This is a genomic window from Hydrocarboniphaga sp., assembly GCF_028291725.1.
In the GTDB taxonomy this organism is placed as follows: Bacteria; Pseudomonadota; Gammaproteobacteria; order Nevskiales; family Nevskiaceae; genus Hydrocarboniphaga.
The window spans coordinates 71,720-83,674 of the sequence record NZ_JAQGNT010000085.1; the positions used below are offsets into that span (position 1 = coordinate 71,720).

Sequence of the window (11,955 nt, forward strand, 5' to 3'; positions counted from 1 at the left end):
TCGGCCGAACCTGAAATGGCGGTGACCGACGATCCGCGGCCGCTGCTGCAGGTCGCCTGCGGTGTTCTGCAGCGCGCCGACGGCGCGGTGCTGCTGGCGCAGCGGCCGCCGGGCAAGATCGCGGCGGGTTTCTGGGAGTTCCCCGGCGGCAAGATCGAGCCCGGCGAATCGGCAGCGGCGGCACTCGCGCGCGAGCTGCATGAAGAACTCGGCGTGACGCTGCGCGCCGCGCGGCCGCTGATCCGCCTGCGTCACGCCTACAGCAATCGCATCGTCGTGCTCGACACCTGGCTGGTCAGCGCCTTCGACGGCGAGCCCGAATCGCGCGAAAACCAGGCGCTGGCCTGGACCGCGCTGGACGCGGTCGGCGGCTACGACACGCTGCCGACGGTGGCGCCGATCCTGAAGCCGCTGCGGCTGCCGCCGGACTATGTGTTCACGCCGCCGATGATGGAGGCGGCCGCGATTCGGGCCGGGCTGAGCCGCATGCCGAAGCACGCGCTGCTGCGCCTGCGGCTGCCGGCGCTGGGCGATGCCGCCTACGCGGCGCTGGCGTCATCGCTCGCGAAGAGCGTCGCCGATCATGGCCTGCGCCTGGTGCTCGACCGCGATCCAGCGCTGTCACGTGAACTCGGTTGCGGCTGGCACGCGCCGGTCGCTGCCTGGCGCTCGCTGGCTGCGCGGCCCGACGTAGTGGCCTTCTTCGGCTCTGCGCACACGCGTGAAGAACTGTTGGCGCTGAATGCCCTGGATGCCGACGCCGCCGTGCTCGGCCATGTGCAGCCGACGAACTCGCATGCGAATGAAGCTCCGCTGGGCTGGACTGGATTCGCCGAGGCGGCCTTGGAGGCCGGCTTGCCGGTTTATGCGATCGGCGGAGTCGGCCCACGCGATCACGAGCGCGCCTGGAACAACGGCGGCCAGGGCTGCGCGGGCATCAACGCGTACTGGCTGCCCTGATATCGGTCTGAGCGTAGGTTGGGGTGAGCTTGCGAACCCCAACATCGGCGCGGAAGCATGTTGGGGTTCGCAAGCTCACCCCAACCTACGTGACTACTGTAGACGGTCCCGAGGATCGTTCGGCGGCTCGATGTCTTCGCCGTCAACGTCGTTCTCGACTGCCGGAATCGTGTACTGGCCGTTGATCCAGGCGCCGAAGTCCAGCAGCTTGCAGCGCTCGCTGCAGAACGGCCGGAATGCGTTGCTGGTTTCCAGCGTCGCCGGAGCGCCGCACTGCGGGCAGCGGCCGATTCGAGGCGCGGTCATCGGGAAAGGCTCAGAGCGCGCAGCACTGGATGTTGAAGGGCACGTCGCTGTGCACCTGGGTGCTGCGGCGATTGACGTCGTGCAGAGACACGAAGCGGATGGTGAAGCGATGCGCGCCAGCGCTGATCTCGGGATACGCGGCCGCCGCCTGCGGCACGAATACGCGCAGCAGCTGCACCGGGCCCTGCGGTGCGTGCACGTACAGGCCGCCACGTGCCACCGCCGGCGTCGGCTCGGTGCTGCCGCGCAGCAGCTTCAGGTACAGGCCGATCGCGACTTCGAACGGCGCCAGGTCGGTGAACCAGGCCTCGAGATTGCGGTTCACGGTTTCGTAGGGCTGCGACAGCCAGAAGTGATACGCCGGCAGATCAAATCCGCAGGTGCCGCCCGGGATCGAGGTGCGGTTGTGGATCGAGATCAGGAACTCGTTGTCGCGCAGCGCGCTGCCGGCGAACTGCGTGATCAGCTGCTGCAGGCCGTTGATCGAGGTCGTCAGCTCCTTGAGCACATGTCCGAGCCGCTCCGGATCGACGCCAGGGCGCGCGGACAGGCGCGTCAGATGCGCGTGCTGCTCGAGCAGCTCCTTGAGGATGTCTTTCTTCAGGTCCGAGCGCGACAGCACGGTCAGCGTGTCGAGCAGGGTCTGCAGGCGCGCGCGCAGGCCGTACTGGCTGCGGTCCTGGCGATGATGCGCGTGCTGGCCGAACAGGAACTCCAGACGCAGGAACGTGCGCACTCGCTCGTTGAGCGGTTGCTCGAAGCAGATGGAGTCGAGTGCCTCGGCCGATCCTGAAGTCACTGGCTGGAGCTGAACAAAAGTGGCCCGGATTGTGACGCAGTGCACTACTGACCGCAAATGAGAATTAAGCGCGCCAGGCGTGGTTTGGCGCTGGTTTCACTGCAGCGCGTAGGTCGGCAATCCTTTGCCGACGTGAAACCTCGATTGCGCATCCGTGGGTGCACGTCGGCAAAGGATTGCCGACCTACGGGTGCAGGTAGCGCTGGTGCAGTGCTTGTACTGCCGCCAGGGTCTGCGCCACGCTGCCGTCGTTGGCGATGATGTCGTCGGCCGCTGCCAGGCGCTGCTCGCGGCTGGCCTGGGCCGCGATCATCTGCCGCGCCAGCGTCGCGTCGACCTGGTCGCGCGCCGTCAGCCGCGCCATCTGCGTCTCTACCGGCACGTCGATGACCAGCACCCGGTCGACCAGCTCGCGCATGCCGGCCGATTCGACCAGGATCGCGACCGACAGCATGCAGTAGGGCGCGGTCTGCGCGTCGCGCCAGTCACGCATGCGCTGGCGGATCGCCGGATGGGTGATCGCCTCCAGCCGGCGCAGCTCGGCCGGGTTGCCGAATACCAGCTCGCGCATGCGCCGCCGGTCCAGCGTGCCGTCGGCCTGCAGCGCTTTGGCGCCGAAGGCCTCGGCAATCAGCGTCAGCGCGGGTTCGCCCGGCGCGACCACGTCGCGGGCGACCTGGTCGGCGTCCAGCACCGGCACGCCGAGCGCGATGAAGGCGTCGGCGACCAGGGTCTTGCCGCTGGCGATGCCGCCGGTCAGTCCGATGGTCAGACGAGACATCAGTGCGGCTGGATCAGGCCCAGATAGGCCTGGTTGATGCGCTCGCCCCAGATCAGCGCGATCCAGCCGGCGCCGGCGATGTACGGGCCGAACGGAATCCGCGAGCTCCACTCGGCGCGGCGCGACACGATCAGCACGATGCCGACCGCGGCGCCGACCATCGCCGACAGCAGCACGATCTGCGGCAGCGCCTGCCAGCCCAGCCAGGCGCCCAGCGCGGCCAGCAGCTTGAAGTCGCCGTAGCCCATGCCCTCCTTGCCGGTGGCGAACTTGAACAGATGGAAGGTGCCCCACAGCAGGCCGTAGCCGAGCGCGGCGCCGATGATCGCCTCGGACGGCGTGGCGAACACGCCCCACAGGCTGAGCACCAGGGCCAGCCACAGCAGCGGCAGGGTCAGATCGTCCGGCAGGTACATCGTGCGCAGGTCGGTGACCGTCAGCGCGATCAGCGACCAGGTCAGCACCAGCGCGCCCAGCAGCTGCGGCGTGGCGCCGAAGTGCAGCGCGCAGACCGCCGACATCAGGCCGGTCAGGGCCTCGACGATCGGGTATTGCACCGAGATCGGCGCGGCGCAGGCGGCGCATTTGCCGCGCAGCATCAGCCAGCCGGCCACCGGCAGGTTGTGCCAGGGCTTGATCGGCGTACGGCAGTGCGGGCACTGGCTGCCGGGGCGGATCAGCGAAACCAGCTGTTCGCCGGGGATCGTGTCTGGCGCGCCGAAGCTGTCGCGGCAGGCATTGCGAAAATCCTGCTCGATGCGCAGCGGCAGCCGATAGGCGACCACGTTGAGAAAGCTGCCGATCAGCAGGCCCAAGATCGTGATCACGATCAGCAGCAGCGTCGGGCTGGTTTGGAGGGCTGCTAGCAGGGCCATATCGGGATTCTATCGAGCCGTAGGGCGGGTCGCGACCCGCCGCTTTTCTGGACGCCGCAGAGAACGGCGGGTCACGACCCGCCCTACGAAGCTGCTGCGCGATGCATCAAATCACCTGGCCCAGCTGGAAGATCGGCAGATACATCGCGACCACCAGCCCGCCGACCAGCACGCCGAGGATCGCCATGATCATCGGCTCGAGCAGGCTCGACAGCGAATCCACCATGTTGTCGACCTCGGCCTCGTAGAACTCGGCGACCTTGGCGCACATCTCGTCCAGCGAGCCGGATTCCTCGCCGATCGCGACCATTTGCGTCGCCATCGGCGGGAACAGCGCGCTCTGCTGCATCGTCAGCTGCAGCTGCTGGCCGGTGGAAACCTGGTCTTTCATGATCATGATCGCATCGTGGAAGACGATGTTGCCGGCCGCGCGCGCCACCGAATCCAGCGCCTCCACCAGCGGCACGCCGGCCGCGAACATCGTCGACAGCGTCCGCGCAAAGCGCGCCACGGCGGACTTGTAGAGGATGTCGCCGACCACCGGCACTTTCAGCAGCGCACGGTCCAGGAAACGCCGCATCTTCAGCGAGCGCGGGTAGAAATAGCCGAACGCGAACACCGTGCCGCCGAGTATCAGGCCGATCAGCCACCACTTGTCCTGGATGAAGCGCGACATCGCGATCACCATCTGGGTGAACGCCGGCAGATCCGCGCCGAAGCCCTTGAACAGGTCCTCGAACTGCGGCACCACGAAGTACAGCAGGATGCCGGTGACGATGAACGCGACCACCAGCACCGCGCTCGGATAGGTCATCGCCTTCTTGACCTTCTTCTTGATCGCCTCGGTTTTTTCCTTGTAGGTGGCGACCTTGTCGAGCAGGGCCTCGAGCGCGCCGGAGCGCTCGCCGGCGTCGACCAGGTTGACGAACAGGTCGTCGAACTGCAGCGGGTATTTGGCCAGCGACTCCGAGAACGAGTTGCCGCCCTCGATGTTGACCTTGATGCCCATCACCATCTCGGCCATCGCCGGGTTCTGGTTGCCGCGGCTGATCAGCTCCAGCGACTGCACCAGAGGCACGCCGGCGGACATCATCGTCGACATCTGGCGGCTGAAGATCGCGATGTCGGCCGGCTTGATCTTCTTCTTGCCGCTGAACAGCTGCAGCTTCTTGCGCACCTTCAGCGGGTTGATGCCCTGCTTGCGCAGCTGCGTCTTGATCAGGCTCTCGCTGGCGCCGCGGCTCTCGCCCTTGACGCGCGCGCCCTTGCGGTCCCTGCCCTCCCACAGGAAGGTGTGTTCCTTGACGGTGAGTGCTGCCTGCGCCATTTGGAGAAACTGCGATTCCTGCATGTAGGGCGGGTCGTGACCCGCCGTTTTCCGGCGATACCCAAAAGCGGCGGGTCACGACCCGCCTACCAATCAAATCAGAGCCGGCGCCTCAAATCATCCGATCGCCGACTGGCGGCACCGATCACTCGCCTACCGTGGTGCGGTTGGCTTCGAGCAGATCAATCGTGCCTTCGCGCACCTTTTTCAGCGCCGACTGGCGCAGGTTGGGGATGCCTTCGCGCTCGGACTGGTCGGCGATATCCATCGCGCTGCCGCCTTCCATGATAATCCGGCCCATCACCTCGGAGAACGGCATCACCTGGTAGATGCCGGTCCGGCCCTTGTAGCCGCGGTCGCATTGGTCGCAGCCCACCGCCTCCAGGATGCTGAAGCTCGGCGCGTCGACCTCGGCCTCGCTGAAGCCTTCCTTGATCAGCTCGGGCCGCGGGATGCTGGCCGGGCGCTTGCAACTCGGGCAGAGCTTGCGCGCCAGGCGCTGGGCGATGATCAGCGTCAAGGTCGAGGCCAGGTTGTAGGCCGGCACGCCCATGTTCATCAGGCGCACGATGGTCTGCGGCGCGTCGTTGGTATGCAGCGTCGACAGCACCAGATGCCCGGTCTGCGCGGCCTTGATCGCGATCTCGGCGGTCTCCAGGTCGCGGATTTCGCCGACCATGATCACGTCCGGGTCCTGGCGCAAAAACGCCTTCAGCGCGGCAGCGAAGGTCAGGCCGACTTTCGGATTGACGTTGACCTGATTGACGCCCGGCAGGTTGATTTCCGCTGGATCTTCCGCGGTCGAGATATTGACGTCGTCCTGGTTGAGGATATTCAGGCCGGTGTACAACGACACGGTCTTGCCCGAGCCGGTCGGGCCGGTCACCAGGATCATGCCCTGCGGCTTGCCCAGCGCGCGCATATAGGCTTCTCTCTGCACCGAGTCGTAGCCGAGCGCGTCGATGCCGAGCTGGGTGCTGCTCGGGTCCAGAATACGGCAGACGATCTTCTCGCCCCACAGGGTCGGGCAGGTGCTGACGCGAAAATCGATCGACTTGGTACGCGACAGGTTGAGCTTGATGCGGCCGTCCTGCGGCACGCGGCGCTCGGCCAGATCCATGCGCGACATCACTTTCACGCGCGCCGACAGCCGCATCGCGGTCGCGATCGGCGGCGTCGCCACGGTGCGCAGCTCGCCGTCCTTGCGGTAGCGGATACGGTAGGTCTTCTCGTAGGGCTCGAAGTGGATGTCCGATGCGCCCTGGCCGATCGCATCGAGCATGATTTTGTGCACGTAGCGCACGATCGGCGCCTCGTCGGCGTCGGACTTGGTCACGTCCGGCAGCTCGGCCATGGCGCCGTCGCTGATGTCGATGTTCTCCAGGTCGGCGTCGCCCATGCCGAGGTCCATCGACGCCGAACTCAGCCGCTGAGTGGCCGCGTCGATTGCCTTGACCAGCTTGTCCTCTTCGACGACCACGGCCTCGGTCGCGGTGCGTGTCGCGAAGCGGATTTCGTCCAGCGCCGCCAGGTTGGTCGGGTCGGACACCGCGACGAACAGCGTGCTGCCGCGCCGGAACAGCGGCAGCGCATGGGTCTTGCGCAGCAGTTTCTCGCTGAGGTCCTTCAGCAGCACCGGATCAATGTCGATCGCCGCCAGGTCCAGCAGCGGCGCGCCAAAGTCATTGCTGGCGACTTCGGCGATGCGCCGCGCCGATACCGTCTTGGACTCCACCAGCAGGCTGACGAAGGACTGGCCGCTGCGCGTGGCGCGCAGCTGAAACTCGCGCGCCTGATCCTCGGCCAGCAGCTGATCGGCGACGAGCTTGCGCGCCAGACCACCGAGCGGGGGAACAGATGCGACGGTCGAAGCCAAGGCCACCAGAGCAATTCCTTCCGGCTTGAGCTGTTTAGGCCCGATTTCTAATGTTGTTCCGGCTGCTTGCGGCCGTCAATGCGCCTCGGTAGGGCTGAACCGCCAGTAGGTCGGCAATCCCTTGCCGACATGTACTTTCGATGCGCAGCCGAGGCCTCACGTCGGCAAGGGATTGCCGACCTACGATCTCAGCCCGGCGGAAAACAGGCGATGAACAGCGCCAGCGCCGCGGCCCAGAACACGATCTCCAGCGTCTCGGTTAGCGGCTGGATCTTCGCGATGGCGCCGTAAACGTGCACCGCCACCATCAGCGCGCTGAACCCGATCATGATCTCGAAAACCGGCTGCAGCGCCACGCCGCTGAGGCCGGCGCGGATCAGCATGAAATCCATGGCCAGAGCGAACGCGCCCAGGCAGCGTCCGAAATAGACCGCAAGATCGGTGTCCTCGGGCCGCCGCCACAACAGCATCCGCGCCCACAGCAGCGGCGTGAAGAACAGCGGGATGGCGAAGATCACCAGCGTGGCGATACCGAACCACAGCGCCACCGCCTGCGCACTGCCCGACCAGATTCCGATCATGGCGCTCCCCTTTTTTCCTATCGTTGCGCGTCGCCGTTTGCGCGCGCTTGCAAGCCACTTCAGGCAACACCCTACCTCGAGCACCTTAATTTCCCAAGCGATCAAGCGCATTGACGTGAAACGCTCGTAGGTCGGCAATCCTTTGCCGACTGAGTACTCAGCTCTCATGACCCCATAAATACATAGATACGTGCCCCCATTGATACGCTCAGTGCTATCAGAAAGTGCTTGCGGATGACATCACTGTTTGATAGCGTCCAGCCATGAACAGCAAGCACCGCAAAACGCTGGTCGCCGTTTTTGCAGAGCCCGTCAACGGCAACTTGGAATGGTCGCGGATCGAGGCGCTGCTGATAGCTGCGGGCTGCGTGCGGGTGGAGGGTGCCGGCTCTTCGGTGATGTTTGAGCGGGACGGCGCGCGCGTTTTTTTTCATCGCCCCCACCCGCAAAAAGAGGCCCTGCGCTACCGCGTGAAGGATGCGCGGGAATTTTTGACTCGTATTGGAGTGACGCCATGAACACGATGACGTACAAGGACTACGCCGCCCGTGTGGACTTTGATCCGCGGGACCGCATTTTTGTGGGCCATTTGGCCGGTGTGCGCGATATCGTGGGCTTTCACGGCCGCTCGGTGGAGGAACTGGAGCAGGCGTTTCACGAGGCGGTGGATGGTTATGTGGCTGCCTGCCGGAGCCTGGGTCAAGCACCCGAACGTCCCGCCAGCGGCAAGCTGATGCTGCGCATCGCGCCGGAGGATCACGCCGCTGCCCTTCGGGCGGCAGAACTGGCGGGTGTCAGCCTCAATCAATGGGCAGGAGATGCCCTGCGGCGAGCGAGTCAGGTGGATTGACCCGATGAGCCGATCCGGCTCCGGCCGGCAACCGCGTGAAGGAACAGCCCGAGTACGGCCAAGATCAGCGCCAGCGCAAGCATCGCGATGCTGCGCTGCCGATTGCCGCAGGCTGCGCAGTTGTCCGAACAAGCGCCAGCCAAGCCCGCTGACGACTTGATCCAGCGCCGACACCGCGTAGGTCCAAACAATGGCGGGGGCATCGTCGGTGTCTGCGTAACGACGGTGAGCGGAGTGGGTCCGCAGCTGATCCGATCTACGCTGCTCCGGCCCGACGCCGGAAAAAGAAAACGCCGCCCGAAGGCGGCGTTTCGTAGGGCGGGTCGAGACCCGCCTTGCGCTTTGCATTCCCGAAGGCGGGTTACGCCTTGCGGCTAACCCGCCCTACGCGGGCTACTCGACTGATTTACTTCATATTTGTATGGAAAAATGCTTTGATTCTGATTCGACCCCGTTACACCGCTTTCTCTAGCACTTCCGCCATGCGTGTCTGCCAGCCGGGGCCGGTGGCCTTCCAGCGCTCGAGCGTGTCGCGCGGCAGGCGCAGCGTAGTGGGCACCTTCGTCGGCCGCTTGTTCGGCCCGCGCCGGCGTCGCTGGGCAAGCGCCGCGCGCACCGCCTGTGGGCCGCCGCGATGCACCACCACGGCATTTGCCCATTGGGATTCTTCCTCCGGAGTGGGCGGGCGATCCTCGCCGGGAGCGGCAGCAATCAGCGCCTCCCACTCGGCCGGGGTCTTGGGGAAGTCAGCGGGCAATCGCTTGGACGTAGCGGCGGATTTCATGTTTCTCGGCCTTTCTGAGAGAGATGGCGCGCATCGTTCCACCATCATCGGTATCGGTATAGGTCAGATGCATCAGACGCCCGTTGAGCCAGCCGACCAGATTGATGCGCTGCTCGCCGTAGGCTTCACGGTCATCCTCGTAGCTCCACACCGGGCCGTCGAAAATCGCGTCCACACCAACGAAGTCGAAACCGTGCTCTGCGATGTTGGCGAGGCGCTTCGGTTCGTCCCAGGTGAGCATGGAAAATTGTATTAACGATTTATGGGCGCGTCAAGTAAATTGTTAATACGTTTTACCGGCGCGGGGAAGCATCTCTCCGATGGACCAAGCGAAGCGTTTCGTGGGTTATGAGCCATCGGCTTTTCAGCGGATTGAATTACGTGAATTACGGTGACACTGGTTAATTACGGTGACACTGTATGAAACTTCATATATTTTGATGTCTTCCCAATTGTGCGTGAGAGTCGCCGATGGCCCGACTTGCTCGTGTGGTGATCCCCGATCTACCCCACCATGTCACCCAAAGGGGTAACCGGCGTGAGCCGGTCTTTTTCAGCGACGACGACTATCGCGCCTATCTGGACCTCATCACGGTGGCAGCTCGTTCATCGGGAACGGCCATCTGGGCGTATTGCCTGATGCCCAATCACGTTCATTTCATTCTGGTTCCATCCGGTCCGGATGGCCTGCGGCGCACCTTCGCCGAAGCGCACCGGCGCTACACCGCGAGAATCCACGCGCGCGAAAAGTGGACCGGTCACCTGTGGCAGGGGCGCTTCAGTTCCACGGCTATGGACGAGCGGCACCTGCTTGCAGCGGCACGCTATGTGCCGATGAACCCCGTGCGCGCGGGTTTGGTTGAGCGCGCGGAGATTTGGCCCTGGTCGAGTGCGCGCGCGCATTTGGCGGGGAAGGACGACGGCGTGGTGACCGTGGCGCCCTTGCTTCAGCGCGTCGGCAATTTCGCGCAACTGCTGGACACGGAGGAGGACGCGAACGCAGTGCGGGCCATTCGCCGCTCGCGATCAACCGGCCGTCCCGTGGGCAGTGACGAATGGATCAGAGATCTGGAAGCCCACACCCGACGGCCCCTGGCACCCGCCAAACGCGGCCCCAAGCCAGCAGCAGGTCAGGGCGAAGATCAGGTTGATATGTTTCATACAGTGTCACCGTAATACCCGTAATACCGTAATACCGACATAGGGACACACGCTTCGGCCGAGCCGTGGATCAGCGGGTCCAGTCTTCGATGGCCAAGCCCGGCACGCGGGCGAACTCGCGCACGTTGTTGGTGACGACAATGCAATCATGACGCAGAGCAGTCGCGGCGATCCAGGCATCGTTGACGCCAATCTGCTGGCGTTGGGTGGTGGCGGCCACGGTGCCGAAGTGGCGTGTCACTTCGTAGTCGAGTGGCAGCACGTCGTAGAGGCGCCGCATCCGCTCGATGTACCGCAGGTAAGGCGCGGGATCGGCACTCAGCGAGGCGCCCTTGTGAAACTCGCCTAGAGTGATGAGCGAGATGACGATGCGGCGATGATGCTCGTCCAGTTTGGCGTTCAGCGCGATGGCCCGATTGGGCGCCTTCGCGCCTCGCCGGGCGAGGCTCAGGATGTTGGTATCCAGCAGATATCGAACCCGGCTCATCCCAGGTTTTGGCCGAAGTCTTCCGGCGCGTCTTTGAGCAGCCGGAACAGCGGCGACAGCTTGACGGGCTGCTTCTTCGTGGCGGCCTTCTTGGCGACGGCGCGGCGCGGCTTGGCGGCGGGTGCAGCCTTGGCTTTGGGCTTGGACATGGCGAACTCCGAGAGTGGCAGGGTGAAGCCCATTCTACCCTCCGTCGCGATGCACGCGGCTGCGATGGTGGCGATGTCGAGTTCGATGCCGCTGGTGATCCCGTCCGCCTGTCGGCGAAGTATTTTCCGGCTCCGGCAAGGCTCATTTTTGACGCCATGAGCCTGCTGTGAGTCGTGGATCAGGGTGTTGGAGGAGCGATTCTCCCTTTTCCGTCTCCCGTCACCGCCGTTTTGACCTCTCGAAATCCTCTTTCTGCATGCCCCAGCCAACCGGTTGCGACCACCGGCACGCAGAAGACCGACACGGTCTACGACCTGATAGGCCGTGCGACACAGCAGCGCCTGCCGACCTTCATCAACGCGGCGAGCGCGACGCAAGCAACGGTTTAACCTTGCGGGCTCACCGATAAGGCTCGGAACCCTTACCGGTGAGTCGTTTTGGTTCACCGTAATCCCACCAACCCCGATTCCAATCCATCCGATTGAATCGGCATGGAAGTTTTCAGTCTTTAAGCGAGAACTTCAGATTAACCGGACAGCAGTGATATTTCATACAGTGTCACCGTAATCCCGGTCACCTGTGGCAGGGGCGCTTCAGTTCCACGGCTATGGACGAGCGGCACCTGTTTGCAGCGGCACGCTATGTGCCGATGAACCCCGTGCGCGCGGGTCTGGTCGAGCGCGCGGAGACTTGGCCCTGGTCGAGTGCGCGCGCGCATTTGGCGGGGAAGGACGACGGCGTGGTGACCGTAGCGCCCTTACTTCAGCGCGTCGGCAATTTCGCGCAACTGCTGGACACGGAGGAGGACGCGAACGCAGTGCGGGCCATTCGCCGCCCGCGATCAACCGGCCGTCCCGTGGGCGGTGACGAATGGATCAGAAACCTGGAAGCCCACACCCGACGACCCCTGGCACCCGCCAAACGCGGCCCCAAGCCAGCAGCAGGTCAGGGCGAAGATCAGGTTGATATGTTTCATACAGTGTCACCGTAATCCCCAAGCCGTACTTCTGAAGCTATT

At 64.5% G+C, this 11,955-nt stretch carries 16 protein-coding genes; 5 read left to right on the forward strand and 11 right to left on the reverse strand.

Features of this window, described 5'->3' with window-relative positions; translation table 11 throughout:
* Nucleotides 1-15: 15 nt before the first annotated feature.
* On the forward strand, nt 16-960 hold the full coding sequence (locus JWQ90_RS22405; protein ID WP_299697220.1) for a Nudix family hydrolase: 945 nt from the start codon (nt 16-18) through the stop codon (nt 958-960).
* Between the two features lie 93 nt (nt 961-1,053).
* On the opposite strand, the gene JWQ90_RS22410 is transcribed toward JWQ90_RS22405, so the two are convergent.
* The 7 genes from JWQ90_RS22410 to JWQ90_RS22440 form a co-directional block, all read right to left on the reverse strand.
* Complete coding sequence (locus JWQ90_RS22410; RefSeq protein ID WP_299697221.1) at nt 1,054-1,266, reverse strand: DNA gyrase inhibitor YacG; 213 nt, start codon at nt 1,264-1,266, stop codon at nt 1,054-1,056.
* Nucleotides 1,267-1,276: 10 nt separating this feature from the next.
* Complete coding sequence (gene zapD, locus JWQ90_RS22415) at nt 1,277-2,065, reverse strand: cell division protein ZapD (protein ID WP_299697222.1); 789 nt, start codon at nt 2,063-2,065, stop codon at nt 1,277-1,279.
* A 184-nt stretch (nt 2,066-2,249) separates the two neighbouring features.
* Nucleotides 2,250-2,846, reverse strand: coding sequence for a dephospho-CoA kinase (gene coaE / locus JWQ90_RS22420; RefSeq protein WP_299697223.1), 597 nt, complete (start codon nt 2,844-2,846; stop codon nt 2,250-2,252).
* Nucleotides 2,846-3,721, reverse strand: coding sequence for an A24 family peptidase (locus JWQ90_RS22425; RefSeq protein WP_299697224.1), 876 nt, complete (start codon nt 3,719-3,721; stop codon nt 2,846-2,848). Before JWQ90_RS22425 ends, coaE begins: the two co-directional genes overlap by 1 nt.
* A gap of 106 nt (nt 3,722-3,827) precedes the next feature.
* Nucleotides 3,828-5,048: a type II secretion system F family protein gene (locus tag JWQ90_RS22430; protein ID WP_299697225.1), complete on the reverse strand. Its 1,221-nt coding sequence runs from the start codon at nt 5,046-5,048 to the stop codon at nt 3,828-3,830.
* Nucleotides 5,049-5,193: 145 nt separating this feature from the next.
* Entirely contained in the window at nt 5,194-6,930 is a 1,737-nt protein-coding gene (pilB, locus tag JWQ90_RS22435; protein WP_299697226.1) for a type IV-A pilus assembly ATPase PilB, read from the reverse strand.
* A gap of 182 nt (nt 6,931-7,112) precedes the next feature.
* Nucleotides 7,113-7,505 (reverse strand): hypothetical protein, encoded by a 393-nt coding sequence (locus tag JWQ90_RS22440; RefSeq protein ID WP_299697227.1) that lies wholly within the window; start codon nt 7,503-7,505, stop codon nt 7,113-7,115.
* Nucleotides 7,506-7,768: 263 nt separating this feature from the next.
* On the opposite strand from JWQ90_RS22440, the gene JWQ90_RS22445 reads away from it, so the two are divergent.
* A complete protein-coding gene (locus JWQ90_RS22445; protein WP_299697228.1) occupies nt 7,769-8,023 on the forward strand; it encodes a type II toxin-antitoxin system HicA family toxin in 255 nt (84 codons plus the stop codon).
* Nucleotides 8,020-8,355 (forward strand): type II toxin-antitoxin system HicB family antitoxin, encoded by a 336-nt coding sequence (locus JWQ90_RS22450; RefSeq protein WP_299697229.1) that lies wholly within the window; start codon nt 8,020-8,022, stop codon nt 8,353-8,355. Before JWQ90_RS22445 ends, JWQ90_RS22450 begins: the two co-directional genes overlap by 4 nt.
* A 454-nt stretch (nt 8,356-8,809) precedes the next feature.
* Here JWQ90_RS22450 and JWQ90_RS22455 read toward each other — a convergent pair whose 3' ends face one another.
* Entirely contained in the window at nt 8,810-9,139 is a 330-nt protein-coding gene (locus JWQ90_RS22455; RefSeq protein ID WP_299697230.1) for a BrnA antitoxin family protein, read from the reverse strand.
* Entirely contained in the window at nt 9,102-9,380 is a 279-nt protein-coding gene (locus JWQ90_RS22460; protein WP_299697231.1) for a BrnT family toxin, read from the reverse strand. The genes JWQ90_RS22455 and JWQ90_RS22460 overlap by 38 nt, the downstream gene beginning before the upstream one ends.
* A gap of 230 nt (nt 9,381-9,610) precedes the next feature.
* Here JWQ90_RS22460 and JWQ90_RS22465 point away from each other — a divergent pair, with 230 nt between their 5' ends.
* Nucleotides 9,611-10,315 (forward strand): transposase, encoded by a 705-nt coding sequence (locus JWQ90_RS22465; RefSeq protein WP_299697232.1) that lies wholly within the window; start codon nt 9,611-9,613, stop codon nt 10,313-10,315.
* 55 nt (nt 10,316-10,370) lie between these two features.
* Here the strand turns inward: JWQ90_RS22465 and JWQ90_RS22470 are convergent, their stop codons facing one another.
* Nucleotides 10,371-10,787 (reverse strand): PIN domain-containing protein, encoded by a 417-nt coding sequence (locus JWQ90_RS22470; protein ID WP_299697233.1) that lies wholly within the window; start codon nt 10,785-10,787, stop codon nt 10,371-10,373.
* Nucleotides 10,784-10,969 (reverse strand): hypothetical protein, encoded by a 186-nt coding sequence (locus JWQ90_RS22475; RefSeq protein WP_299697234.1) that lies wholly within the window; start codon nt 10,967-10,969, stop codon nt 10,784-10,786. The genes JWQ90_RS22470 and JWQ90_RS22475 overlap by 4 nt, the downstream gene beginning before the upstream one ends.
* A gap of 575 nt (nt 10,970-11,544) precedes the next feature.
* Here JWQ90_RS22475 and JWQ90_RS22480 point away from each other — a divergent pair.
* Nucleotides 11,545-11,928 carry a hypothetical protein gene (locus tag JWQ90_RS22480; protein WP_299697235.1) on the forward strand — a complete coding sequence of 128 codons (384 nt, stop codon included), beginning with the start codon at nt 11,545-11,547 and terminating at the stop codon, nt 11,926-11,928.
* Nucleotides 11,929-11,955 lie beyond the last annotated feature (27 nt).

Excerpts from the sequence above, each read along its gene's own strand:
- JWQ90_RS22460 (WP_299697231.1), bottom strand. The coding sequence starts at position 9,380 with ATGCTCACCTGGGACGAACCGAAGCGCCTCGCCAACATCGCAGAGCAC.
- JWQ90_RS22430 (WP_299697225.1), bottom strand. The coding sequence starts at position 5,048 with ATGGCGCAGGCAGCACTCACCGTCAAGGAACACACCTTCCTGTGGGAG.
- JWQ90_RS22410 (WP_299697221.1), bottom strand. The coding sequence starts at position 1,266 with ATGACCGCGCCTCGAATCGGCCGCTGCCCGCAGTGCGGCGCTCCGGCG.
- JWQ90_RS22425 (WP_299697224.1), bottom strand. The coding sequence starts at position 3,721 with ATGGCCCTGCTAGCAGCCCTCCAAACCAGCCCGACGCTGCTGCTGATC.
- JWQ90_RS22475 (WP_299697234.1), bottom strand. The coding sequence starts at position 10,969 with ATGGGCTTCACCCTGCCACTCTCGGAGTTCGCCATGTCCAAGCCCAAA.
- JWQ90_RS22455 (WP_299697230.1), bottom strand. The coding sequence starts at position 9,139 with ATGAAATCCGCCGCTACGTCCAAGCGATTGCCCGCTGACTTCCCCAAG.
- JWQ90_RS22405 (WP_299697220.1), top strand. The coding sequence starts at position 16 with ATGGCGGTGACCGACGATCCGCGGCCGCTGCTGCAGGTCGCCTGCGGT.
- JWQ90_RS22440 (WP_299697227.1), bottom strand. The coding sequence starts at position 7,505 with ATGATCGGAATCTGGTCGGGCAGTGCGCAGGCGGTGGCGCTGTGGTTC.
- JWQ90_RS22450 (WP_299697229.1), top strand. The coding sequence starts at position 8,020 with ATGAACACGATGACGTACAAGGACTACGCCGCCCGTGTGGACTTTGAT.
- coaE (WP_299697223.1), bottom strand. The coding sequence starts at position 2,846 with ATGTCTCGTCTGACCATCGGACTGACCGGCGGCATCGCCAGCGGCAAG.
- JWQ90_RS22465 (WP_299697232.1), top strand. The coding sequence starts at position 9,611 with ATGGCCCGACTTGCTCGTGTGGTGATCCCCGATCTACCCCACCATGTC.
- JWQ90_RS22445 (WP_299697228.1), top strand. The coding sequence starts at position 7,769 with ATGAACAGCAAGCACCGCAAAACGCTGGTCGCCGTTTTTGCAGAGCCC.
- JWQ90_RS22470 (WP_299697233.1), bottom strand. The coding sequence starts at position 10,787 with ATGAGCCGGGTTCGATATCTGCTGGATACCAACATCCTGAGCCTCGCC.
- JWQ90_RS22480 (WP_299697235.1), top strand. The coding sequence starts at position 11,545 with ATGGACGAGCGGCACCTGTTTGCAGCGGCACGCTATGTGCCGATGAAC.